18 protein-coding genes and 1 pseudogene are annotated in these 24,931 nt (G+C 73.6%); 14 read left to right on the top strand and 5 right to left on the bottom strand.

Annotation, left to right across the window (positions count from 1 at the left end; translation table 11 throughout):
- Positions 1-262: 262 nt before the first annotated feature.
- From ACH4F6_RS29415 to ACH4F6_RS29400, 4 genes are read left to right on the top strand one after another with little or no spacing between them, the layout of a single operon-like run.
- On the top strand, positions 263-2,473 hold the full coding sequence (locus ACH4F6_RS29415) for a 1,4-beta-glucanase (protein WP_397963408.1): 2,211 nt from the start codon (positions 263-265) through the stop codon (positions 2,471-2,473).
- On the top strand, positions 2,470-4,455 hold the full coding sequence (locus ACH4F6_RS29410) for a beta-galactosidase (protein WP_397963407.1): 1,986 nt from the start codon (positions 2,470-2,472) through the stop codon (positions 4,453-4,455). Before ACH4F6_RS29415 ends, ACH4F6_RS29410 begins: the two co-directional genes overlap by 4 nt.
- Positions 4,452-6,695, top strand: a complete 2,244-nt coding sequence (locus ACH4F6_RS29405) for a glycosyl hydrolase family 95 catalytic domain-containing protein (protein ID WP_397963406.1) — start codon at positions 4,452-4,454, stop codon at positions 6,693-6,695. The genes ACH4F6_RS29410 and ACH4F6_RS29405 overlap by 4 nt, the downstream gene beginning before the upstream one ends.
- Before the next feature lie 35 nt (positions 6,696-6,730).
- Entirely contained in the window at positions 6,731-7,444 is a 714-nt protein-coding gene (locus ACH4F6_RS29400) for a hypothetical protein (protein WP_397963405.1), read from the top strand.
- Positions 7,445-7,521: 77 nt separating this feature from the next.
- On the opposite strand, the gene ACH4F6_RS29395 is transcribed toward ACH4F6_RS29400, so the two are convergent.
- Together ACH4F6_RS29395 and ACH4F6_RS29390 are read right to left on the bottom strand one after the other, a co-directional pair.
- Positions 7,522-9,564: a TIM-barrel domain-containing protein gene (locus ACH4F6_RS29395; protein WP_397963404.1), complete on the bottom strand. Its 2,043-nt coding sequence runs from the start codon at positions 9,562-9,564 to the stop codon at positions 7,522-7,524.
- A gap of 81 nt (positions 9,565-9,645) precedes the next feature.
- Complete coding sequence (locus ACH4F6_RS29390) at positions 9,646-10,695, bottom strand: LacI family DNA-binding transcriptional regulator (protein WP_397963403.1); 1,050 nt, start codon at positions 10,693-10,695, stop codon at positions 9,646-9,648.
- A gap of 224 nt (positions 10,696-10,919) precedes the next feature.
- Here ACH4F6_RS29390 and ACH4F6_RS29385 point away from each other — a divergent pair, with 224 nt between their 5' ends.
- The 9 genes and pseudogenes from ACH4F6_RS29385 to ACH4F6_RS29345 form a co-directional block, all read left to right on the top strand.
- Positions 10,920-11,729 carry an endo-1,4-beta-glucanase gene (locus ACH4F6_RS29385; RefSeq protein ID WP_397963402.1) on the top strand — a complete coding sequence of 270 codons (810 nt, stop codon included), beginning with the start codon at positions 10,920-10,922 and terminating at the stop codon, positions 11,727-11,729.
- 121 nt (positions 11,730-11,850) lie between these two features.
- Positions 11,851-13,785 (top strand): acyl-CoA dehydrogenase family protein, encoded by a 1,935-nt coding sequence (locus ACH4F6_RS29380; protein WP_397963401.1) that lies wholly within the window; start codon positions 11,851-11,853, stop codon positions 13,783-13,785.
- Positions 13,786-14,119: 334 nt separating this feature from the next.
- Positions 14,120-15,397 (top strand): 1-deoxy-D-xylulose-5-phosphate reductoisomerase, encoded by a 1,278-nt coding sequence (dxr, locus tag ACH4F6_RS29375; protein WP_397963400.1) that lies wholly within the window; start codon positions 14,120-14,122, stop codon positions 15,395-15,397.
- 11 nt (positions 15,398-15,408) lie between these two features.
- Positions 15,409-16,701: a M50 family metallopeptidase gene (locus ACH4F6_RS29370; protein ID WP_397963514.1), complete on the top strand. Its 1,293-nt coding sequence runs from the start codon at positions 15,409-15,411 to the stop codon at positions 16,699-16,701.
- A 191-nt stretch (positions 16,702-16,892) separates the two neighbouring features.
- Complete coding sequence (gene ispG, locus ACH4F6_RS29365; protein ID WP_397963399.1) at positions 16,893-18,050, top strand: flavodoxin-dependent (E)-4-hydroxy-3-methylbut-2-enyl-diphosphate synthase; 1,158 nt, start codon at positions 16,893-16,895, stop codon at positions 18,048-18,050.
- Between the two features lie 356 nt (positions 18,051-18,406).
- Positions 18,407-19,255: a GNAT family N-acetyltransferase gene (locus tag ACH4F6_RS29360; protein WP_397963398.1), complete on the top strand. Its 849-nt coding sequence runs from the start codon at positions 18,407-18,409 to the stop codon at positions 19,253-19,255.
- A 104-nt stretch (positions 19,256-19,359) separates the two neighbouring features.
- Positions 19,360-19,893 carry a GNAT family N-acetyltransferase gene (locus ACH4F6_RS29355; protein ID WP_397963397.1) on the top strand — a complete coding sequence of 178 codons (534 nt, stop codon included), beginning with the start codon at positions 19,360-19,362 and terminating at the stop codon, positions 19,891-19,893.
- 106 nt (positions 19,894-19,999) lie between these two features.
- Entirely contained in the window at positions 20,000-21,703 is a 1,704-nt protein-coding gene (locus ACH4F6_RS29350) for a proline--tRNA ligase (protein ID WP_397963396.1), read from the top strand.
- A 70-nt stretch (positions 21,704-21,773) separates the two neighbouring features.
- Positions 21,774-22,055: pseudogene (locus tag ACH4F6_RS29345) on the top strand (DUF4439 domain-containing protein); the annotation flags it as partial.
- A 37-nt stretch (positions 22,056-22,092) separates the two neighbouring features.
- Here the strand turns inward: ACH4F6_RS29345 and ACH4F6_RS29340 are convergent.
- The 3 genes from ACH4F6_RS29340 to ACH4F6_RS29330 form a co-directional block, all read right to left on the bottom strand.
- Complete coding sequence (locus tag ACH4F6_RS29340) at positions 22,093-22,995, bottom strand: aminoglycoside phosphotransferase family protein (RefSeq protein ID WP_397963395.1); 903 nt, start codon at positions 22,993-22,995, stop codon at positions 22,093-22,095.
- A 125-nt stretch (positions 22,996-23,120) separates the two neighbouring features.
- Positions 23,121-23,627, bottom strand: coding sequence for a ferritin-like domain-containing protein (locus ACH4F6_RS29335; protein ID WP_397963394.1), 507 nt, complete (start codon positions 23,625-23,627; stop codon positions 23,121-23,123).
- On the bottom strand, positions 23,624-24,193 hold the full coding sequence (locus tag ACH4F6_RS29330; protein ID WP_397963393.1) for a hypothetical protein: 570 nt from the start codon (positions 24,191-24,193) through the stop codon (positions 23,624-23,626). The genes ACH4F6_RS29335 and ACH4F6_RS29330 overlap by 4 nt, the downstream gene beginning before the upstream one ends.
- A 226-nt stretch (positions 24,194-24,419) precedes the next feature.
- Between ACH4F6_RS29330 and rimP the strand changes: the two genes are divergently transcribed.
- Positions 24,420-24,929 carry a ribosome maturation factor RimP gene (gene rimP / locus ACH4F6_RS29325; protein ID WP_397963392.1) on the top strand — a complete coding sequence of 170 codons (510 nt, stop codon included), beginning with the start codon at positions 24,420-24,422 and terminating at the stop codon, positions 24,927-24,929.
- Positions 24,930-24,931 lie beyond the last annotated feature (2 nt).

Raw genomic sequence — 24,931 nt, 5'->3', positions numbered from 1 at the left:
CGCTTCCCTGGTCACGTCCGCACACGCCCGCCGTCGGCCGAGCCGTCGACCCCGCGGGCGTGCCTCCCCCCGTGCCTTCAAGGGCCTGGGGGGACCCCCGGGGCGGCACGGGTGGGCGATGGGGGTCCCCCCCGCTCGAGCGAAGCCGAGAGCGGGGGAGGCACCCCGTGAGCGCCGGGCTGCGCGTCCCACCCCCCAGCACCAGCCGACGGCACCCGGCGAACCCAGGCCCACGATCCCGACCCCACCCTGCGAGGTACCCATGCACGCCTCCCCCCTCAGCCGCCGCACCGTCCTCGCCGGCACCGCGGCCGCGGCAGCCCTCACCGCCCTCCCCGGCGTCCAGGGGCAGGCGCCGGCCGCGGGAGCCGCACAGCCCGCCGCCCCCGCCTACCGCTGGCGCAACGCCGTCATCGGCGGCACGGGCTTCGTCACCGGCGTCCTCTTCCACCCGTCGGTCAGAGGCCTCGCCTACGCCCGCACCGACATCGGCGGCGCGTACCGGTGGGACGACCGCGCCGCCCGCTGGACCCCCCTCACCGACCACCTCGGCTGGGACGACTGGAACCTCCTCGGCGTCGAGGCCCTCGCCGTCGACCCGGCGCACCCGGACCGCCTCTACCTCGCCCTCGGCACCTACGCCCAGTCCTGGGCCGGCAACGGCGCGGTCCTGCGCTCCGAGGACCGCGGCGCCACCTGGACCCGCACCGACCTCCCCGTGAAGCTCGGCGCCAACGAGGACGGCCGCGGCGCGGGCGAACGCCTGCTCGTCGACCCCCGCGACAGCGACACCCTCTGGCTGGGCACCCGGCACGACGGACTGTGGAGGTCGACGGACCGGGGCGCCACCTGGGCGGCCGTCGGCGCCTTCCCGGCCACCCCCGGCGCGACCGGCCAGGGCGTCACGCTCCTCGTCGCCGCGGGCCGCACCGTCTACGCCGGCTGGGGCGACGCCGACGGCGCCTCCGCGAACCTGTTCAGGACCGCCGACGGCGCCACCTGGGAGCCCGTCCCCGGGCAGCCCGCCGGCACCGCCGCCAAGGTCCCGATCCGCGCCGCCCACGACCGGCACACCCGCGAGCTGTACGTGACGTACGCCGACGCCCCCGGCCCCAACGGCCAGACCGACGGCAGCGTGCACAAGCTCGCCACGGTCACCGGCGAGTGGACCGAGGTCACCCCGGTGAGGCCCGGCGGGACCACGGACGACCGCTTCGGCTACGGCGGGGTCGCCGTGGACGCCCGCCGCCCCGGCACGGTCGTCGTCTCCACCAACAACCGCTGGGCGGCGGTCGACACCCTGTACCGCAGCACCGACGGCGGCCGCACCTGGAGGTCCCTCAAGGACACCGCCGTCCTCGACGTGTCGGAGACCCCCTACCTCGAGTGGGGAGAGGCGAAGCCCAAGTTCGGCTGGTGGATCCAGACCGTCGCCGTCGACCCGTACGACTCCGAGCACCTCGTGTACGGCACCGGCGCGACCCTCTACGGCACCCGGGACCTGAAGCACTGGGCCCCGCAGATCCGCGGCCTGGAGGAGACGTCCGTGCGCCTGCTGGTCTCGCCCCCGACCGGGCGGGCGCACCTGATCAGCGGATCCGGGGACATCGGCGTGCTGTACCACGAGCGGCTCACCGCGTCCCCGTCCCGCGGCATGGCCACCGACCCCGTGACCGGCACGGCCACGGGACTGGCGATGGCCGCGGCCAGACCCTCCTACGTCGTGCGCACCGGCTGGGGGGACCACGGCAACGGCGCCCACTCCGACGACGGCGGGCGGACCTGGACGCCCTTCGCGGCCCAGCCCGCCCTCGGCAAGGACGCGCCCGGGCCGATCGCCACCAACACCGACGGCAGCGTGCTGCTGTGGGTGTTCGTGCACTGGGACGGCACCAAGTACCCGGCCCACCGCTCCACCGACAACGGCGCCACCTGGTCCGAGGTCCCCTCCTTCCCCAAGGGCGCCACGCCGGTCGCCGACCCGGCCGACCCGACGCGCTTCTACGCGTACGACACCGACACCGGGACGCTGTTCGCCAGCACCGACAGCGGCCTGACCTTCACCGCGCGCGCGACCGGACTGCCCTCCGGGGACAGCCAGTTCGAGCTGGTCGCGGCGCCCGGCCGGTCCGGCGACCTGTGGCTGAGCACCAAGGGGAACGGGCTCTACCGCTCCACGGACGGCGGCGCGGGCTTCTCCCGGGTCGCCGGCCCGTGGGCCGCGTACGCCCTCGGCTTCGGCAAGGCCGCTCCCGGTGCCGCCTACCCGGCGCTCTACCTGGTCGGGGCCACCGAGGCCGTCACCGCCGTGCACCGCTCCGACGACGAGGCGAGGACCTGGGTCCGGATCAACGACGACGCCCACCAGTGGGGCTGGACCGGCGAGACCGTCACCGGCGACCCACGGGTGTACGGCCGCGTCTACCTCGCCACCAACGGACGGGGCATCCAGTACGGGGAGCCCGTGCGATGACCACCGCGAGAAGGCCGGCGCTGAGCGACGCCACCCGGGGCCGCGTCCTCTTCGGCGGCGACTACAACCCCGAGCAGTGGCCCGAGGAGACCTGGCACGAGGACGTACGCCTCATGCGGGACGCCGGCGTCACCTCCGTCACCCTCGGCGTCTTCTCCTGGGCGAAGCTCGAACCCGAGCCGGGCGCACGGGACTTCGGCTGGCTCGACCGGCTGATGGACCTGATGCACGACAACGGCGTCGGCGTCGTCCTCGCCACCCCCACGTCCTCCCCGCCGCCGTGGCTGGGCCGGCTCCACCCGGACACCCTGCCCCGCACCGAGGACGGCCGCGTCGAGTGGTGGGGCGGCCGCCAGCACTTCTCGCACTCCAGCGCCACCTACCGCCGGTACGCCGCCGCCATCACCGAGGACCTGGCCGCCCGCTACGCCGGCCACCCCGCCCTCACGATGTGGCACATCAACAACGAGTACTGCACGGCCGACCACGGCGACGAGGCGGCCGCCGCCTTCCGGCGCTGGCTGCGCGCGAGGTACGGCACCCTCGACGCCCTCAACACCGCCTGGGGCACCGCCTTCTGGAGCCAGGGCTACGACACCTGGGACGGCATCCTGCCCCCGCGCACCCCGCACTACCTGAAGAACCCCACGCAGGTGCTCGACTTCCGGCGCTTCACCTCCGACATGCTCCTGGAGTGCTACACCGCCGAGCGGGACATCGTCGCCCGGCACACCCCGCACATCCCGGTCACCACCAACTTCATGCCGCTCTTCTTCGGCCAGGACGCCTGGCGCTGGGCCGAGGAGGAGGACGTCGTCTCCGTCGACCTCTACCCCGACCCCCGCGACCCGCTCGGCCCGCAGCACGCCGCGCTGGTCCAGGACCTGACCCGCTCGCAGGCCCGCGGCCCCTGGATGCTGATGGAGCAGGCGGCCGGCCCGGTCAACTGGCGTGCGGTGAACCACCCCAAGCCGCGGGGCCTCAACCGCCTGTGGTCCCTCCAGGCCGTCGCCCGCGGCGCCGACGCCGTCTGCTACTTCCAGTGGCGCCAGTCCCGCCAGGGAGCGGAGAAGTTCCACTCCGGGATGCTCGGCCACGCCGGGGAGCGGGGCCGCGCCTTCCAGGAGGTCAAGCAGCTGGGCGCCGACCTCGCCCGGCTCGGCGGGGAGGTGGCCGGCAGCCGCATCGACGCGGACGTCGCCGTGCTGCACGACTGGCACGCCTGGTGGGCGAGCGCCCAGGACGGCCGCCCCTCCACCCACGTCGACCACCCGGCCGTGCTGCACGCCTGGCACCGCGCCCTGTGGGAGTCCCACCTCACCACCGACTTCGCCCACCCGGAACACGACCTCAGCGGCTACCGGCTGGTCGTCGTCCCGCAGCTCTACCTCCTCACCGACCCGGCGATCGACAACCTGCTCGGCTACGTCCGCGGCGGCGGCACCCTCGTCAGCGGCTTCCTGACCGGCGTCGCCGACGAGGACGACCGGATCCGGGCCGGCGGCATGGACGCCCGGCTGCGCGCCCTGTTCGGCATCCGCACCCTGCACGAGTGGTGGCCGCTGGAACCGGGGGAGAGCGTCGACTGCGACGGCTTCCGGGGCACGCTGTGGTCGGAGGAGATCGAGCCCGACGAGGACACGGTCACCGAGACGATCTCCTACCGGGGCGGCGAGCTCGACGGCCTGCCCGCCGTGCTGCGCACGGGGCGCGCCTGGTACGTCTCCACGCTCCCCGAGCCGAACGCCCTGCGCGCGCTGCTCGCCCGCGTCGCCGCCGCGGCCGGAGCCCGTCCCGTGCTGGACGGCCTCCCGGCGGGCGTCGAGGCGGTACGCCGGGGCGAACTGCTGTTCGTCCTCAACCACGGGCGGGAGCCGGTCACCGTCGACGTGCCCGGCACCCGCACCGACCTCCTCACCGGCGCCACGGTCACCGGCACGGTCACCCTCGGCCGCTACGGAGCGGCGGTGCTGCGACCATGACCCGCAAACCGCCCGCGCCGGCCGCGGCACCCGCCCCCGACGCGCCCGACGCCCCCGTGCACGGAACCTGGGAGCCGCGCCCCGCCGCCCGCTGGGAGGACGGCTTCCTCAGCGGCAACGGCCACCACGGCGCCCTCGTGTTCGGTGATCCGGACGACGACCGGGTCGTCGTCACCCACCACACCCTGGTCCGGCCGAACGGCGGCGAACACGCCCGGCCGCCCCGGCTCGCCGCCGACCTGCCCGCCCTCCAGGACCGGCTGCTGGCCGGCGACCTCACGGCCGCCGAGACCTTCACGGACGGCCGGCCGCTGCAGTGGGTGCAGCCCTTCCACCCGGCCTTCCAGACCCGGCTGCGGCGTCCGCCCGCGGACCGGCCCGGCTACCGGCGCGACGTCGACTTCACCACCGGCGAGACGACCGCCGCCTGCGCCGGCTGGACCAGCCGCGTCTTCGTCTCCCGCGCCGACGACGTGATCGTCCAGCGGATCACCGGCGACGACCTCACCCTCGACCTCAGCCTGGACCACCGGCTCCCGGGCGCCCCGGCCGGCCTCGCCGTCGGCCACGGCACCCTTCTCACCCCGGAGGGCGCCGCCCTCAGCCTGCGCGCCCGCTACCCGGACAGCGACCGCGCCTACACCGGCGTCACCGTCGTCGCGATCACCGGCGGCCGGGTGTCCCTCGCCGCGCCCGGCGCCCGCGTCGAGGGCGCCGACGCCGTCCTCCTCCTCACCCGCGTCCGCCGGCACACCGGCGAACCCGACGTCACCGAGGAGACCCGCGCCCTGCGCGCCCTCCTCGCGGAGCAGTCGTACGAGGACCTCCTCGACCGGCACACCGCGCTGCACCGCACCGCCTACGAACGCGTCACCCTGGACCTCGCCGCCGACGCGGACGAGCGCGCCCTGGCGGGCTCGGAGCTGCTGGAGCGGCCGGGCAGCAGGGCCCTGCTGGAGCGGCTCTTCGCGGCCGGCCGCTACCACCTGCTCAGCGCGAGCGGCCTGTTCCCGCCGCGGCTCACCGGCCTGTGGACCGGCGACTGGGACACGGCCTGGGCCGGCGCCTTCACCACCGACGCCAACGTCAACCTCCAGACCGCCTCGGCGGCGGCCGCGGCCCTGCCCGAGGTCACCGCCGCCCTCGCCGCCCTGATCCACGGCCAGCTCCCGGACTGGCGGGAGAACGCCCGCGCGATCTTCGGCGCCCGCGGCGTGGTCGCCCCGCCCCACACCGACGGCGAGTCCGGGCTCACGTACCACTTCAGCCGCGAGTACCCCCTCCACCTGTGGACCGCCGGCGCGGACTGGCTGCTCGCGCCGCTGGTCGAGCACGACGAGACGCACGGCGGGCGCGACCCGCGCACCGCCGCCGCGCTCGCCGAGACCGCCCTGTTCTACGAGGACTTCCTCACCCGCACCGACGACGACGGACAGCTCGTCGTGGTGCCCTCCTACTCACCGGAGAACCGGCCCGCCAACGGGAGCTGGGGCGCGATCAACGCCGCCATGGACCTCTCGGCGGCCCGGCACGCGCTGCTGACCGCGGCCGCCTACCACCCGGACACCCCGGACGCCGACCGCTGGCGCGCCCTCGCCGACCGCCTGCCGCCCCACCGCGTCAACGCCGACGGCGCCCTCGCCGAATGGGCCCGGCCCGGGCTGGAGGACAGCTACGACCACCGCCACCTCAGCCACCTCTACGGCGTCTGGCCGCTCGACGAGATCACCCCCTACGACACCCCCGGCCTCGCGGCGGCCGCCCACCGCGCCCTCGCACTGCGGGGCTCCGAGAACGACTCCGCGCACGGCCACCTCCACCACGCGCTGATCGCGGCCCGCCTCCGGGACGGCGACCGGGTCGCCCACGCCCTCGACCAGGTCCTCGCGGGCGACTTCTTCCACGCCTCCCTGATGAGCGCCCACTACCCGCACCGCGACGTCTACAACGCGGACGCGGCCCACACCCTGCCCGCCGTCGTCATCGAGGCGCTCGTCCAGTCGACCCCCGACCGGCTGGTCCTGCTGCCGGCCCTCACCCCCGCGCTCCCGGCGGGCGAACTGAGGGGCGTGCGCACCCGGTTCGGCGCCTCCCTCGACCTGACCTGGGGACCCGACGGCGCCCGCGCCGTCCTCAGGCCGCACCGCACCCGGCGCATCGAAGTCCGGACTTCCTCCGGCGCACAGCCGCTCGACCTCGTGGCCGGAGAAGACCACGTCCTCACCCTGGGGACGTGGTGACCCCCGCAATTCCCCCCACCCATGGAAGGGACACCATGGCATCTCGCACCCTCGGCAGGGTCGCCAAGGCCCTGCTCGCCCCCGCCCTCGCGCTCGGCGCCACCGTCGGCCTGGCCTCCGCCCCCGCCCAGGCGGCCGTCTGGAACTCCTGCGACCAGTGGGGCAACACCAGCCTGAACGGCTACACCCTCTACAACAACATCTGGGGCTCCGGCGCCGGCAGCCAGTGCACCTGGGCCAACTCCGGCACCAACTGGGGCGTCTGGGCCAACCACCCCGACACCGGCGGCATCAAGTCCTACCCCAACGCCAAGAAGGTGGTCAACAAGTCGATCACCTCGCTGGGTTCGCTCACCAGCGCCTACAACGTCACGGTCCCGTCGTCCGGCGCGTACAACACGTCGTACGACATCTGGGACACCGACTACGACTACGAGATCATGCTCTGGGTCAACAAGACCGGAGCCGTCGGCCCGCTCGGCACCTCGCAGGGCAACGTGACGCTCGGCGGCCACACCTGGACCGTCTACAAGGGCAACAACGGCGCGAACGAGGTGTTCTCGTTCATCCGCACCTCGAACTCCACCTCCGGCACGGTGAACATCCTGCCGATCCTCAAGTGGATCAAGGACACCAAGGGCTGGTTCGGCAACGAGACCATCGGCGACGTGCAGTTCGGCTACGAGATCACCTCGTCGTCCGGCGGTCTGAACTTCACCACCAACAACCTGACCGTCAGCAGCAGTTGACCTGACCCGGTCCCGCGACCGCGCGGCCGGCCCCTCCCCGGCGGGGGGACCGGCCGCACTTCCGCGTCCGGGTCCGGTCAGCCGGCCACCGGCAGCCGCGCCCCGTCCCGCAGGAACAGCGGGATCCGGTCCAGCGGGGCGTCGACCGTCACGGCCGCACCGCCCTCGTACGTCTCCCCCGTCCACGCGTCCGTCCAGACCGCGCCCGCCGGGAGGTACGCCGTGCGGGCCGTGGCGCCCGCCGTCAGCACCGGGGCGACCAGGAGGTCCCGGCCGAAGAGGTAGGAGTCGTCCACCGACCAGGCCGCCCGGTCCTCGGGGAACTCCAGGAACAGCGGCCGCATCACCGGCAGCCCCTCCTCGTGCGCCTCCCGCATGACGTCCAGCACGTACGGCTTCAGCCGCTCCCGCAGCCGCAGGTACTCCTCCAGGATCGCCCCGGCCTCCTCGCCGTACGACCACACCTCGTTCGGGCCGCCGGTCATCTCCGGGCCCAGCGGCATGCCCGGGTCGCGGAAGCCGTGCAGACGCATCAGCGGGGACAGCGCGCCGAACTGGAACCAGCGGACCATCACCTCGCGGTAGGCCGCGTCGTCCGGGTCGCCGCCGTGGAAGCCGCCGATGTCGGTGTTCCACCACGGGATGCCCGACAGCGCGGTGTTCAGGCCGGCCGCGATCTGGCGGCGCAGGGTGGCGAAGTCGGTGCCGATGTCCCCCGACCACAGGGCGGCGCCGTAGCGCTGGCTGCCCGCCCAGGCCGAGCGGTTGAGGGTGACGACCTCGTCCTCGCCGGAAGCCAGCAGGCCCTCGTGGAAGGTGCGGGCGTTCTCGGCCGGGTAGAGGTTGCCGACCTCCAGGCCGGGGCCCGCCCAGTAGCGCAGGTTCTCCTGGAAGCCCGGCTTCAGCTCCGGCTCGCAGGCGTCCAGCCAGAAGGCCGTGATGCCGTAGGGGGTGAGGTAGTTGTCGCGGACGCGCGACCACACGAAGTCACGGGCGTCGGGGTTCGTCGCGTCGTAGAAGGCCACCTGGACCGTGGAGGCGACCTCCTTGTCCGGCCAGTCGGCGTGCGCCGTCGGGCTGTACTGGGTGCCGATGAAGTAGCCGCGCTGCTCCATCACCGGGTGGTTCTCGCTCAGCGGCGACACCGACGGCCAGACGCTCACCACCAGCTTGATGCCCAGCTCGTCCAGTTCCCGGACCATCGCCGCCGGGTCCGGCCACTCCTTCGGGTCGAACTTCCACTCGCCCAGATGGGTCCAGTGGAAGAAGTCGCACACGATGGCGCTGATGGGCAGGCCCCGCCGCTTGTACTCCCGTGCCACGTCGAGGAGTTCGTCCTGGGTGCGGTAGCGCAGCTTGCACTGCCAGAAGCCCGCCGCCCACTCCGGCAGCATCGGGGTGCGGCCCGTCACGGCGCTGTAGCGGCGCTGGGCGTCGGCCGGGGCGCCCGCGGTGATCCAGTAGTCGATCTGGCGGGCCGAGTCCGCCACCCAGCGGGTGCCGTTGTGCGCGAGCTCCACCCGGCCGATCGCCGGGTTGTTCCACAACAGGGTGTAGCCGCGGCTGGAGGTGAGCACCGGGATGCCGACCTCGGCGTTGCGCTGGATCAGGTCCAGCACCAGCCCCTTCTGGTCCAGCCGCCCGTGCTGGTGCTGGCCCAGGCCGTACAGCTTCTCGTCCTCGTACGCGGCGAACCGCTGCTCCAGCCGGTGATGGCCGTTGCCGACGGCCGTGTAGAGCCGCGGGCCCGGCCACCAGAAGTGGGCGCGCTCCTCCGCCAGGATCTCGGCGCCGTCGTCCGTCCGCAGGAAGCGGACCATGCCCTCGGCGTCGACCTCGGCGGTCAGGGCGCCGACGGTCAGCCGCCCCCGCCCGTCCTCGACCTTGACGGTGTACGACGCCGGCGGGGCGTCCGCGAGCAGCGCGCCCGGCAGGCCGTCGAGCACGGGACCGCCGAGCCGCGCCCGGACCCGGACCGCGTCCGGCCCCCACGGCTCGATCCGCAGGGTCTCCTGACGGCCGCTCCACTCCAGCGCCCCGTCCCGCTCGCGGAAGGTGCCGACGGTGGGCGAGGACTGCGCGAGGCTTACCTGAGTCTGGTTTTCGGCAGGCTGATTCACTTCGGGGGCTCCTGTGCTCCTGGAGGAGTGCAGACAAGGGCTGCCCCGGCCGCGGCGGGGCAGTGCGCGTGAAGGGGTTCGTCAGGAGGCGGCCGGCGCCGGACCCGTGCTCGCCCGGACCGTCAGCTCGGGTGCCAGCAGCACCACGTCGTCCCTGCCCCGGCCGTCGAGCTTGGCGACGAGGTGCTCCACGGCCCGCCGGCCCATCTCCTGCGCGGGGATGGCGACCGACGTCAGCCGCACCGAGGCCTGGACGGCGACCTGCTCGGGGCAGATCGCGACCACCGACACGTCCTCGGGCACGGCCCGGCCCTGCTGGCGCAGCAGGGCCAGCAGCGGCTCGACCGCCGACTCGTTCTGGACGACGAAGCCGGTGGTGCCCGGACGCTCGTCGAAGATCCGGGCGAGGGTCACGGCCATCGCGTCGTACCCGCCCTCGCACGGCCGGTGCAGCAGCCGCACCCCGAGCTCCCGCGACCGGGAGCGGAGCCCGTCGAGGGTGCGCTCGGCGAAGCCGGTGTGCCGCTCGTAGACGGCCGGCGCCTCGCCGATGACAGCGATGTCGCGGTGGCCGAGCGTCGCCAGGTGCTCCACGCACAGCGCGCCGGTCGCCGTGAAGTCGAGGTCGACGCAGGTCAGCCCGGTGGTGTCGGCGGGCAGCCCGATGAGGACGGACGGCTGGTCGTCCCCCGCCCTCGACCCCGCCCGGCCGGGGACGCCCCCGCCGCGCAGCAGCGGCAGCCGTTCGTCGTCGAGCTGGACGTCCATCAGGATCATCGCGTCGGCGAGTCCGCTGCCGGTGACCCGCCGGACGGCGTCGGGACCCTCCTCGCCGGTCAGCAGCAGGACGTCGTAGCCGTGCGCACGGGCCGTGGTGGCGACCGCGATGGCGATCTCCATCATCACCGGCACGTACATGTCGGTGCGCAGCGGGATCATCAGCGCGATGATGTTCGACCTGCTGCTGGCCAGGGCGCGCGCGCCCGCGTTCGGGTGGTAGCCGAGTTCGCGGATGCTCTGCTCGACCCGCTGCCGGGTGGACGCGGAGATGGACCGCTTGCCGCTGAGGACATAACTCACCGTGCTCGCCGAGACTCCGGCGTGCTGGGCGACCTCGGCGAGGGTGACCATCCAGCTCTCCAAGCTTTGTGAAGCGCTTCGACAGTGCGCAGTGCGAACAAGGGCGGGTGAGGGTGGTTCGACAGTAGCTCTAGCGAAGGTGGGTGTCCATAGGTCGTCGAAGCGCTTCGACAGCAATCTCCGCCAGGAGCGGCCGGAAAGGGGACGGCAACCCTCCGGAACACCGGCGGCCACTGAGGGGCGGCACCACGAACCGTCCCCCGGAAGGACCCCCGATGCAACACCGCCGCCCCCGCCTGTCCAAGAAGGCGAAGACCCTCACCGCCACCGCGGTCGCCCTCGCGGCCGCCGCCGGCGTCACCGTCGCCCAGGCGGGCGAGCCGAGCAAGAGGTGCACCGCGTTCGACACCATCACGCTCGGCAAGTACTACGTGAACAACAACCTCTGGGGTCAGGACAAGGGCACCGGCAGCCAGTGCGTCTGGGGCGACTCCGCCTCCGGCGACACCGTCTCCTGGGGGACCGGCTACACCTGGGCCAACAACGCCCGAGGCACCGACGCGGACGTGAAGTCCTACGCGAGCACGGTCCTCGGCTGGCACTGGGGCTGGAAGGTCGACCAGGCCAGGACCGGACTGCCGGTGAAGGTCGGCGACCGCAAGAAGATGACGGTGAGCTGGGAGTTCTCCCTGTCCTCCACCCCCGGCACCATGAACGTCGCCCACGACCTGTGGCTGCACGCCGAGAACACCGCGGACTGGCAGGACCAGCCCACCGACGAGATCATGATCTGGCTCAACCGCCAGGGCGGCGCCGGCCCGCTCGGCACCAAGTACGGCAGCGTCAGCCTGGGCGGCGCCATGTGGGACATCTACCAGGGCGACATCGGCTGGAAGGTGTACTCCTTCGTCCGCCGCACCAACACCACCAAGGCCACGCTCGACCTGGACGACTTCACCCAGGCACTCGTCCGGCGCAAGCTCCTCGGCAACGACAAGTACGTCTCCGGGATCGAGTCCGGCACCGAGGTCTTCAAGGGAACGGGCCGTCTGGACACGAAGTCCTACTCGGTCACCATCGGCTGAGACGGGCCGGAGGGCCACGCGAAGGGTGGCGGGGACGTCCCGGATCGGGTACCAACGATCGAGTAGCACCCATCGGTAACCGATGTGGCCCGAGATCCCGATTCGCGGCGAGGTGAGCCTCATGTCCGCACCACCCCTCAAGAAAACCACCGTCACCGAGCGTGAGGCACGCCAGGTCGCGGAGGCCGCCCGGGAGCAGGACTGGCGCAAGCCCAGCTTCGCCAAGGAACTGTTCCTGGGCCGCCTCCGCCTCGACCTGATCCACCCCCACCCGCTCCCCACCGACGAGGCCGTCCGGCGCGGCGAGCAGTTCCTGACCAAGCTCCGCGCGTTCTGCGAGACGAAGATCGACGGCGCGCTGATCGAACGCGAGGCCCGCATCCCCGACGAGGTCGTCCAGGGGCTCAAGGAGCTCGGCGCCCTCGGCATGAAGATCGACCCCAAGTACGGCGGCCTCGGCCTCACCCAGGTGTACTACAACAAGGCGCTGGCCCTGGTCGGCTCGGCCAGCCCGGCGGTCGGCGTCCTGCTGTCGGCCCACCAGTCGATCGGCGTACCGCAGCCCCTGAAGATGTTCGGCACCCCCGAGCAGAAACAGGCCTTCCTGCCGCGCTGCGCGACGACCGCCGTCAGCGCCTTCCTGCTCACCGAGCCGGACGTCGGCTCCGACCCGGCGCGCCTCGCCACGACCGCGGTGCCCGACGGGGACGACTACGTCCTCGACGGCGTCAAACTGTGGACGACCAACGGCGTGGTCGCCGACCTGCTGGTCGTGATGGCCCGGGTCCCGAAGAGCGACGGCCACAAGGGCGGCATCACCGCCTTCGTCGTGGAGACGGACTCGCCCGGCATCACCGTCGAGAACCGCAACGCGTTCATGGGACTGCGCGGCATCGAGAACGGCGTCACCCGCTTCCACCGGGTCAGGGTCCCCGCCGCGCACCGCATCGGCCCCGAGGGCGCGGGACTGAAGATCGCCCTCACCACCCTCAACACCGGCCGGCTGTCGCTGCCCGCGTCCTGCGTCGCCGCCGGCAAGTGGTGCCTGAAGATCGCCCGCGAGTGGTCCACGGCCCGCGAGCAGTGGGGCAAGCCGATCGCGCACCACGAGGCGGTCGGCGCGAAGATCAGCTTCATCGCGGCCACCACCTTCGCCCTGGAGGCCGTCCTCGACCTCTCCTCGCAGATGGCCGACGAGGACCGCAACGACATCCGCATCGAGGGCGCGCTGGCCAAGCTCTTCGCCTCCGAGATGGGCTGGCGGATGGCCGACGAACTCGTCCAGATCCGCGGCGGCCGCGGCTTCGAGACGGCCGATTCGCTCGCGGCCCGCGGAGAGAGGGCGGTCCCCGCCGAACAGCTCCTGCGCGACCTGCGCATCAACCGCATCTTCGAGGGCTCGACGGAGATCATGCACCTCCTCATCGCCCGCGAGGCCGTCGACGCCCACCTCTCCGTCGCCGGCGACCTCATCGACCCCGACAAGTCCCTCCAGGACAAGGCGAGGGCGGGCGTGAACGCGGGCGTCTTCTACGCCAAGTGGCTCCCCAAACTGGTCACGGGACCGGGCCAGCTGCCGTCGGCGTACGCGCAGTTCCGGCACGGCGTCGACCTCTCCGGACACCTGCGCTACGTCGAACGCCACGCCCGCAAGCTCGCCCGCTCCACCTTCTACGCCATGTCCCGCTGGCAGGGCCGGATGGAGACCAAGCAGGGCTTCCTCGGCCGGGTCGTCGACATCGGCGCGGAGCTGTTCGCGATGAGCGCGGCCTGCGTGCGCGCCGAACTGCTGCGCTCGCGCGGCGAGCACGGCCGGGAGGCCTACCAGCTCGCCGACGCCTTCTGCCGCCAGGCCCGCCTGCGCGTGGACGCCCTCTTCACCAGCCTGTGGGCCAACACCGACGACCTGGACCGCAAGGTCGTCAAGGGCGTTCTCTCCGGCACCTACGAGTGGCTGGAGCAGGGCATCGTCGACCCGTCGGGCGAGGGCCCGTGGATCGCCGACGCCACGCCCGGGCCCAGCGAACGGGAGAACGTCCACCGCCCCCTCGGGTGATCCGCCCGAGCGCCCCGCGGGCACCCCGGGACCGGGTCCGGCGACGGAACCCGCGTCCCGGGGGCGCCTGCGCTCCCCGGCGCCCTCCCGGCCGGGGCGCGGACCGCGTCCGGGGGGACGCCGATCACCCGCGACCGGGTGTGCCCCCCGCGGCCGGCCCGGCGCGGCTCCGGGACGGGCGGCGGCGCGACGCCCGGACGCGGCTCCGGGCGCCGGGCGAGCCCGCGGCTCGAACCGCCACCGGCCCCGGGAACGCCGTACGACGGGGCCCGGGCGGACGCGGACTCGGGGACACCCTGTCCACCGGCCCGTGCGTTGCGGCCACAATGGGGGGATGAGCGACAGTCCAGCCCCCCTCGCCGACCCGCACCTCGTCCACGACCCCGTCGCGGGCGACGGCCCGAAGGACGTGGTGATCCTCGGCTCCACCGGATCGATCGGCACCCAGGCCATCGATCTCGTGCTGCGCAACCCGGACCGCTTCCGGGTGACCGGCCTGTCCGCCAACGGCGGCCGCGTCGCCCGCCTCGCCGAGCAGGCCCGCCGGCTGCGGGTGCGGACCGTCGCGGTCGCCCGCGAGGACGTCGTACCGGCCCTGCGCGAGGCGCTCACCGCGCAGTACGGCGCCGGGGAGCCGCTCCCCGAGATCCTCGCCGGCCCCGACGCGGCCACCCTGCTCGCCGGCTCCGCCTCCCCGGAGTGCCACACCGTCCTGAACGGCATCACCGGATCCATCGGCCTCGCGCCCACCCTCGCCGCCCTGGAGGCGGGCCGCACCCTCGCGCTCGCCAACAAGGAGTCGCTCATCGTCGGCGGCCCGCTGGTCAAGGCGCTCGCCGAGCCCGGTCAGATCATCCCGGTGGACTCCGAGCACGCGGCCCTCTTCCAGGCCCTCGCCGCCGGCACCCGCGCGGACGTCCGCAAGCTCGTCGTCACCGCCTCCGGCGGCCCCTTCCGCGGCCGTACGAGGGAACAGCTGGCGCACGTCACCGTCGAGGACGCCCTCGCCCACCCCACCTGGGCCATGGGCCCGGTGATCACGATCAACTCCGCGACCCTCGTCAACAAGGGCCTGGAGGTCATCGAGGCGCACCTGCTCTACGACATTCCCTTCGACCGCATTGAGGTCGTCGTGCACCCCCAGTCGTATGTCCACTCGATGGTTGAGTTCACGGACGGATCGACACTGGCGCAGGCGACGCCCCCCGACATGCGCGGGCCCATCGCCATCGGCCTCGGCTGGCCCGAGCGCGTGCCCGACGCCGCGCCCGCCTTCGACTGGAGCAAGGCGTCGGCCTGGGAGTTCTTCCCGCTCGACGACGAGGCCTTCCCCGCGGTGAACCTCGCCCGCCACGTGGGCGAGCTCGCGGGCACGGCCCCGGCCGTGTTCAATGCCGCCAACGAGGAGTGCGTGGAGGCGTTCCGCCGGGGCGCGCTCCCGTTCAACGGGATCATCGATACGGTGACCCGGGTGGTCGAGGAGCACGGCACGCCGGTCAGGGGAACCTCACTGACCGTGCCGGACGTCCTCGAAGCGGAGACCTGGGCCCGGGCCCGGGCCCGGGAACTGACAGCCCAGACAGCACAGACGGCGACCGCGGAGGCGCGTTGATGACGTCCCTGATGATGATCCTCGGCATAGTCGTCTTCGTGGTCGGCCTGCTGGTCTCGATCGCGTGGCACGAGCTGGGGCATCTGTCCACGGCCAAGCTGTTCGGCATCCGCGTGCCGCAGTACATGGTCGGCTTCGGCCCCACCCTGTGGTCGCGCCGCAAGGGCGACACCGAGTACGGCATCAAGGCGATCCCCGTCGGCGGCTACATCCGCATGATCGGCATGTTCCCGCCCGGCGACGACGGCCGGATCGCGGCGCGCTCCACCTCGCCCTGGCGCGGCATGATCGAGGACGCCCGCTCGGCCGCCTTCGAGGAGCTCCGGCCGGGGGACGAGGAGCGCCTCTTCTACACCCGCAAGCCGTGGAAGCGGGTCGTCGTGATGTTCGCGGGCCCGTTCATGAACCTGGTGCTCGCGGTGGCGCTGTTCCTGACCGTGCTGATGGGCTTCGGCATCTCCCAGCAGACCACCACGGTCAGCTCCGTCTCCCAGTGCGTCATCAAGCAGAGCGAGAACCGCGACGACTGCACCGCCAAGGACCCGGCCTCCCCGGCGGCGGCCGCCGGACTGAAGGCCGGCGACAAGATCGTCTCCTTCGCCGGCGTGCGGACGGACGACTGGAACGAGCTGTCCGACCTGATCCGCGCCAACCCCGACAGGACCGTGCCGATCGTCGTCCGGCGCGACGGCGAGGACGTCACGCTGACGGCGACGATCGCCACCAACCAGGTCGCGAAGAAGGACGCCGCCGGCCAGATCGTCCAGGGCGAGTACGTCACGGCCGGCTTCCTCGGCTTCAGCGCCGCCACCGGCATCGTCAAGCAGGACTTCGGCGAGTCCCTGACCTGGATGGGCGACCGGATCGGCGAGGCCGTCGACTCCCTCGCCGCCCTGCCCGGCAAGATCCCGGCCCTGTGGAACGCGGCCTTCGACGGCGCGCCCCGCGAGCCCGACTCGCCCATGGGGGTGGTCGGCGCGGCCCGCGTCGGCGGTGAGATCTTCACCCTGGACATCCCGCCGACCCAGCAGCTGGCGATGGCGCTGATGCTGGTGGCCGGCTTCAACCTCTCCCTGTTCCTCTTCAACATGCTCCCGCTGCTGCCGCTCGACGGCGGCCACATCGCGGGCGCGCTGTGGGAGTCGCTGCGCCGCGCCGTCGCCCGGGTGCTGCGCCGCCCGGACCCGGGCCCGTTCGACGTGGCGAAGCTGATGCCGGTGGCCTACGTGGTGGCCGGGATCTTCGTCTGCTTCACGATCCTCGTCCTCATCGCGGACGTGGTGAACCCGGTGCGGATCTCCTAGCCACACGGAGTTCACGACGGCCGGGCACCCGGGGTGCCCGGCCGTCGGCCGTCGCGGGCCCCTCCGGTCACTCGTCCAGGGGGCTGACGAGCGTGATGTGCCCGGCTCAGTACCCGTGCCGTAATCTCAGAGGCCGGAGCCCGCTGCTCACGGGACCGGACCTTGATCCACGACTTGGGGTTGCACAGCAGATGACTGCGATTTCTCTCGGCATGCCGTCCGTTCCGACCAAGCTCGCCGAGCGCCGGAAGAGCCGGCAGATCCAGGTCGGCTCCGTGGCGGTCGGCGGAGACGCCCCCGTGTCCGTGCAGTCGATGACCACGACCCGTACGTCCGACATCGGCGCGACCCTCCAGCAGATCGCCGAGCTGACCGCGTCCGGCTGCCAGATCGTCCGCGTGGCCTGTCCCACGCAGGACGACGCGGACGCCCTCGCGACCATCGCGCGCAAGTCGCAGATCCCGGTCATCGCCGACATCCACTTCCAGCCCAAGTACGTCTTCGCCGCCATCGAGGCCGGCTGCGCGGCCGTACGCGTCAATCCCGGCAACATCAAGCAGTTCGACGACAAGGTCAAGGAGATCGCGCGCGCCGCGAAGGACCACGGCACGCCGATCCGCATCGGCGTCAACGCCGGCTCGCTGGACCGCCGCCTGCTGCAGAAGTACGGCAAGGCGACGCCCGAGGCCCTGGTGGAGTCGGCGCTGTGGGAGGCCTCCCTCTTCGAGGAGCACGACTTCCGCGACATCAAGATCTCCGTCAAGCACAACGACCCGGTCGTGATGATCGAGGCCTACCGCCAGCTCGCCGCCCGGTGCGACTACCCCCTCCACCTCGGGGTGACCGAGGCGGGCCCCGCCTTCCAGGGCACGATCAAGTCCGCGGTCGCCTTCGGCGCCCTGCTCTCCCAGGGCATCGGCGACACCATCCGGGTCTCCCTGTCGGCCCCCCCGGTCGAGGAGGTCAAGGTCGGCAACCAGATCCTGGAGTCCCTCAACCTCAAGCAGCGCGGCCTGGAGATCGTCTCCTGCCCGTCCTGCGGCCGCGCCCAGGTCGACGTCTACAAGCTCGCCGAGGAGGTCACGGCCGGCCTCACCGGCATGGAGGTCCCGCTCCGCGTCGCCGTCATGGGCTGTGTCGTCAACGGCCCCGGCGAGGCCCGCGAGGCCGACCTCGGCGTCGCCTCCGGCAACGGCAAGGGCCAGATCTTCGTCAAGGGCGAGGTCATCAAGACCGTCCCCGAGTCCAAGATCGTCGAGACCCTCATCGAGGAGGCCATGAAGCTGGCCGAACAGATGGAGGCCCAGGGCGTGACCTCCGGCGAGCCGTCGGTGTCGGTCGCGGGGTGAGGTGACAGGGGCCGGCACCGGGGGCGCCGGCCCAGGCGACCCGTCCCGGATCTCCCGGCGCGGGGCCGGGTCGCCGAGCCCGTCGGGTGCTTGCGGACGAGACACGTCCGCCCCCACCCCCACCCGGAGGGGACCAGGGCGTCCAGGCGCAGGCCCGGACACCTCAGCCCGTCCGGGGAGTTCGAGGACGAGGCCCGTTCGGGGCCGACGAAGGGGGCCCGGGGACGGCGGCCCCCGGAGCGGCACGCTGCCCGGCCGCACCCCTGAACGAGCTGTCCCCCCGCAGGGCGACGCTGCTCAGCTTCCGCGGGTACAGTGCGGAGATCAGAGGCAGACCCCAGTGTGAGGCCCCGCACGTGCTGACACAGACCACCTCCCGGGTCCTCGAACCGAGCGACCTGGACGCCGCGCTCGCCGTCCTCGACCGCGAGCCGGTCACGAACGCCTTCGTCACCTCCCGCGTCCAGGTCGCGGGCCTCGACCCGTGGCGGCTCGGCGGCGAGATGTGGGGCTGGTACGAGGACGGCATGCTGACGTCCCTGTGCTACGCGGGCGCCAACCTGGTCCCCATCTGCGCCACCCCGCGCGCCGTCCGAGCCTTCGCCGACCGCGCCCGCCGGGCCGGCCGCCGCTGCTCCTCCATCGTCGGCCCCGCCGAGTCCACCGCCCAGCTGTGGCGCCTGCTGGAGCCCCACTGGGGCCCGGCCCGCGAGGTCCGCGCCCGCCAGCCCCTCATGGTCACCGACCGCATGCCCGCCGACATCGCCCCGGATCCCTACGTCCGCCGCATCCGCAAGGACGAGATGGAAACGATCATGCCGGCCTGCGTGGCGATGTTCACCGAGGAGGTCGGCGTCTCCCCGATGGCCGGCGACGGCGGGCTGCTCTACCAGGCCCGGGTCGCCGAACTCGTCGGCTCCGGCCGCTCCTTCGCCCGCCTCGACGACCGGGGCAGGGTCGTCTTCAAGGCGGAGATCGGCGCGGCGACGCCCCAGGCCTGCCAGATCCAGGGGGTCTGGGTGGCCCCCGAGTACCGGGGCAGGGGCCTGGCGGCGCCCGGCATGGCGGCGGTCCTGCGCTACGCGCTCGCGGACGTGGCCCCGGTCGTCAGCCTGTACGTCAACGACTTCAACACGGCGGCGCGGCGGACGTACCGGAGGGTGGGGTTCCAGGAGGTCGGCGCCTTCATGAGCGTGCTGTTCTGAGGAACCGTCCCGGGACGGCGGGCCGCGACCGGCAGCGGCCCGCGCCCCGGCCGGAGGACGACCGCGGCCCCCGGCGCCCTCCGGCGAGGCGCTAGGCTCCCGGCATGGACCTCGTCATCGGCCCCCTGGACCTCTCAGCGCACGTCGACGAGGCCCTCGCGGTACAAGCCGTGGCCTTCGGACTCGGTCCGGAGGAGGTGGCCGTACGCCGGCAGATCGTCCTGCGCCACATGACCCACCCCGGCGCGCGGGCCCTCGGCGCGACCACCGCGGACGGCCGCCTGGCCGGGTTCGTGTACGGCATGCCCAACGACCGCACCCACTGGTGGTCGACCGTCGTCGAGCCGTACCTGCGCGCCGAGGGGAACGACGCCTGGCTCGACGACTCCTTCGTCATCACGGAACTCCACGTCCACCCGGCCCACCAGCACCGCGGCGCGGGCCGGGCACTGATCACCACCATCACGGACACCGCCGCCGAGCCCCGCTCGATCCTCTCGGCGATCGACGTCGAGAGCCCGGCCCGGGCCCTGTACCGCTCCCTCGGCTACCGGGACCTCGCCCGCCGCGTCCTCTTCCCCAGCGCCCCCCGCCCCTACGCGGTGATGGGCGCCCCGCTCCCGCTGCGCCGCGCATAACGGATTTCCGGCCGCCCAGGGCTCCCGGCTAACCTCCTAGCCAGCACCCTCCCCACTCCCGGCCCCGCCCGGGCCGGGGACCACCATCGGCAGGAGTACGAGAACCATGGCGAACGCACCGGTCCAGCGCATGTCCCAGTTGATGGCGAAGACCCTGCGCGACGACCCGGCCGACGCCGAGGTCCTCAGCCACAAGCTCCTCGTCCGCGCCGGCTACGTCCGCCGCACCGCCGCCGGCATCTGGAGCTGGCTGCCGCTCGGCAAGAAGGTCCTCGCCAACGTGGAGCGGATCGTCCGCGAGGAGATGGACGCGATCGGCGCCCAGGAGGTGCTGCTCCCCGCCCTGCTGCCGCGCGAGCCGTACGAGGCGACGGGCCGCTGGGACGAGTACGGCGCCGAGCTGTTCCGCCTGCAGGACCGCAAGGGCGGCGACTACCTCCTCGGCCCGACCCACGAGGAGATCTTCACCCTGCTGGTGAAGGACCAGGCGTCCTCGTACAAGGACCTGCCGGTCATCCTGTACCAGATCCAGCACAAGTACCGTGACGAGGCCCGTCCGCGGGCCGGCATCCTGCGCGGCCGCGAGTTCCTCATGAAGGACTCGTACTCCTTCGACCTGGACGACGAGGGCCTCGCCCGGTCGTACGTCCTGCACCGCGAGGCCTACCAGCGGGTGTTCGCGCGCCTCGGCCTCGACTACCGCATCTGCGCCGCCACCGCCGGCGCGATGGGCGGCTCCAAGTCGGAGGAGTTCCTGGCCCCGGCCGGCGCCGGCGAGGACACCTTCGCCGACTGCCCGAACTGCGACTTCGCGGCGAACACCGAGGCGATCACGTACGGGCTGAAGCCGGTGGACGCCGAGGGCGTGGCCGCGCTCGAGGAGATCCCCACCCCGGACACCCCGACCATCGAGACCCTCGCCGCCCACCTCGGCGTCCCGGCCTCCGCCACGCTGAAGAACCTGCTCGTCAAGGTCGACGGCGAGATCGTGGCCGTGGGCGTCCCCGGCGACCGCGAGGTCGACCTGGGCAAGGTCGAGGCGCACTTCGCCCCGGCCTCCGTCGAGCTGGTCACCGCCGAGGACTTCGTCGGCCGCCCGGACCTGGTCCGCGGCTACGTCGGCCCCCAGGGCCTGGGCGAGAAGGTCACGTACATCGCCGACCCCCGCGTGGCCCCCGGCACCTCCTGGATCACCGGCGCCAACAAGGAGGGCACGCACGCGAAGAACGTCGTCGCGGGCCGTGACTTCGAGGTCGCCGCGTACGTCGACGTCGTGGTCGTGCAGGAGGGCGACCCCTGCCCGAACTGCGGCACCGGCCTGAAGCTGGACCGCGCCATCGAGATCGGCCACATCTTCCAGCTGGGCCGCAAGTACGCCGACGCCCTCAAGCTCGACGTCCTCGGCCAGAACGGCAAGCCGGTCCGCGTCACCATGGGCTCGTACGGCATCGGCGTCTCCCGCGCGGTCGCCGCCCTCGCCGAGCAGACCGCCGACGACAAGGGGCTGTGCTGGCCCGCCGAGGTCGCCCCGGCCGACGTGCACGTGGTGGCGGCGGGCAAGGCCCTGCAGACCGAGCTGGCCCTCGACGTCTCCGAGAAGCTGCGGGCGGCCGGTCTGCGCGTCCTGGTGGACGACCGGGCGGGTGTCTCCCCGGGCGTGAAGTTCACCGACTCCGAGCTGATCGGCGTGCCGAAGATCCTGGTCGCCGGCCGCCGTTCCGCCGAGGGCGTGCTGGAGCTGAAGGACCGCAGGACGGGGGAGCGCGAGGAGCTCACGGTGGACGAGGCGATCGCCCGGCTCACGGCCTGAGCGGGTTCCCGGAGGCTTCCGTGAGGCGTTCCCGCGCCTCACGGAAGCCTCCGGGACTGTTTTTCCGACCCTGGGACGCGACGGGCGTCACCGCGGAGACGGACGGCCAGGGCGGCCGGTCCAGGAGGACGAGGGCTGCGGGGGCGTCGGCGGGCGCGTCCGCGAGGCGCGCGCGGCGTACCGGGCGCGCCGGGACGCGCCGGCGCGCGAGGTGCGCGACCTGGGCGCCGAGCCGGTCGCCGCGAGCGCCGCGTACGCGCTGCCGTTCCCGGTGCCGGACCCGGCCGCGGCGGTCCGGCCGGCGGCGGTCCGGCTCGCGGCCGAGCCGGAGGAGCGCGTGGCCGGGGTGTGCTCCGGCCCCGTGCGGGCCGTCCCGGACCGCCGCAGTCCTACAGCCACCCCCCGAACTCCAGCAACTGCTCCGCGTCCCGCACCCGTCCGACCCGGCGCGCCCGCAGCCCCGATTCCACCGCCCGGAACAGCGTCCAGCCGCGCAGCCGTTCCTGGTCCAGCTCCAGCGACTCCGCGAGCCGCTTCACGCGCCGCCGGGTGGTCGTGGCGCCGGACGGCGAGGCGATCAGGTCCTCCACCCGGTCCCGGACCAGGCGGGCCAGGTCGAAGGCGCACTCGCCGACCACCGGATCCGGCCCCACGGCGAGCCACGGCAGCCGCTCGCCCGACAGCACCTTGCTCTGCCGGAACGTTCCGTGCAGCAGCCGGTGCTCGGGCGGCGCGGCCAGCAGTTCCTCGCGGGCCGCGAGCGCCGCGTCGACCAGGGGGGCCACCTCCGCGTCGGCACTCGCGCGCATCGCCTCCGCCTGCCGTCCGGTCCGCTCGGCCACGGTCTCGAACACCGGCGCGCCGCTCTCGCCGGGCGGGTCGACCCACAGCCGCCGCAGCGTCCCCGCGGCCTCCAGGAGCGCCTTGGCCTCCGGCAGCGACCGCACCGACACGTCGGGGTGCAGCCGCTCCAGCAGCAGCACCCCCTCCGTCACGGGCCCCTCCAGCAGCTGCACGGCGCCCAGGCCGCCCCAGTGCGCGAGCGCGGCCCGCTCGGCCTCCGGCCGGAACCGGGGCGGGGCCAGCTTCAGCACCGCCGGGCTGCCGTCGGCGTACCGCACCAGGACGACCAGGCTGCTGCGCCCGCCCGGCACCTGCACCCGCTCGACGGTCAGCCCGCGCAGCGCGACGGCCCGTGCCGCCGTCTCCGGCAGCCTCTCCAGCCAGGCGTCACCCCGCGGTGCCGTCTCACCGAGCGCCCTGACCAGACGCCGCGGCGGTTCGAAAGCCATGCGCGAGTCGTCCCTTCCTGCTCCGGTCCTGCCCAGGTCCTGCTCCGGCCGTTCCGGTCTCTTCCGGTCCGTTCCGCTCTGCTCCGGTCCGTTCTCCGGTCCGTCCGCCGCCGGCCCTCTCCCGGTCACGCCGTCGGTGTCGCCCCGCCCGCTCCCGTGGCCGAGGGCCCGGCGCCGGTGGCGGCCGGCTGCCTGGCCGTGCCGGCCCGCTCGGCGAGACCAGGGAAGGCTACGCTCCCGCCGCGCCAGCGCACCGCCCGGACCGCCGCCTCCCGCAGCGCCCCGGCCGCCTCCCGGCGCCGTGCGCCCGCGGCGGCCCGCACCAGGTCGGAGTACACCCCGGCCACGCGCTCCTCCAGCTCGGCCGCCAGCCGGACCGCCGCGGCCGGGTCCGGCACCGGGAACGGCAGCGCGTACGCGGCGCTCGCGGCGACCGGCTCGGCACCCAGGTCACGCACCTCGCGCGCCAGCGCGTCCCGGCGCGCCCGGTGCGCGTCGTACGCGGCGCGCGCCTCCGCGCGCCGCGCCTCGCGGACGCGCCCGCCGACGACCCCGTAGCCGTACACCGCGGCGTGCTCGGCGGCCAGCGCCGCCTGGAGGGCCGCCAGTTCCCCGCTCTTCCGCTCCGTCATCGGGTCCCCTCCGTCAGCAGGTACGCGTGCGCCGCCCCGGCGGCCGCGACCGAGGCCAGCAGCCGGGCCAGCTCGCCCGGCACGTCCACCAGCGCCGCGACCCGCTGGTCGGCGAGCGTCCGCTCCGCGGTGGCGAGGTGGGCGAGCGCGTCCTTCTCGCCCGGGGGCACCCCGGCCGGCGCCGAGGACCCCGGCGCCGAGGGGGAAGCGGACGGCGAGGAGGCGGACGGCGAGGAGACGGACGGGGACGGAGAGGCGGACGGCCCCTCCGCGCCGCCGAACGCCGCCACATGCCGCACGACCTCCGCCCGCAGCGGCGTCAGCCGCTCCGCCAGCGCCGGATGGGCGGCGAGGACGGCGTCGTACCGCGCCACCAGCGCCGTGCTGTCCCGCGCCGCACGCGCGCGTGCCCGCTCCGTGGCCGACGGCGTGCTGCCGCCGGAGCTCCCCGCGCCGGAGTCCCCGCCCGGGGAGCAGCCCACGAGCAGGGCGGCCCCGGCGGCCGAGGCGAGCAGGGTTCTTCTGCGCGGCCCCGAGGGGGTGCGCGGCGGCGGGGGGAACGGCACGGCAGACGTCCTCGGGGAACTCGTACGACAGTCGTATGACGGATATTCCGATCACGGGCGGCACGCCCGTGATCACCGTACCCGCGCGCCGGGCCGGCACCACTCATCGGCACCGCGTGCGCCCCGGTGGCCGCCCGGTGGACGGCAACACCCCCCGCGACCGGATACCCTTTGACCAGACAGCGACCCATCCCACAACAGCACACGCGGCCGAGGAGTCACCCGGATGAGCACCACCCAGAGCGAGAGGCTGCGAGAACTGCTGGAACCGCTCGTCACCTCCCAGGGCCTGGACCTCGAAGAGATCACCGTGGACTCCGTCGGACGCAAGCGTGTGCTGAGCGTCGTCGTCGACTCCGACACCGGTGCGGACCTGGACCGGATCGCCGATGTGAGCCGCGCGCTCTCGGCGAAGCTCGACGAGACGGACGCGATGGGCGAGGGCGAGTACACCCTCGAGGTCGGCACCCCGGGCGCGGAGCGCGCCCTCACCGAGCACCGCCACTACGTGCGGGCGACGGACCGTCTGGTGAAGTTCCAGCTCCACGAGGGCGGCGAGCTCGTCGCGCGCATCCTCGCCGTGGACGAGGCCGGCCTCGACGTCGAAGTGCCCGGAGTGAAGGGCCGCAAGGCCACCACCCGCAGGCTCGCCTTCGGCGACATCGACCGGGCCCGGGTCCAGGTCGAGTTCAACCGCAAGGACAAGAAGGACATGAAGGAAGAGGAGGAGGCGTAGCC

It is taken from the genome of Streptomyces sp. NPDC017936, from assembly GCF_044328485.1.
GTDB lineage: Bacteria > Actinomycetota > Actinomycetes > Streptomycetales > Streptomycetaceae > Streptomyces.
This window is presented reverse-complemented; position numbering and strand designations above follow the sequence as displayed.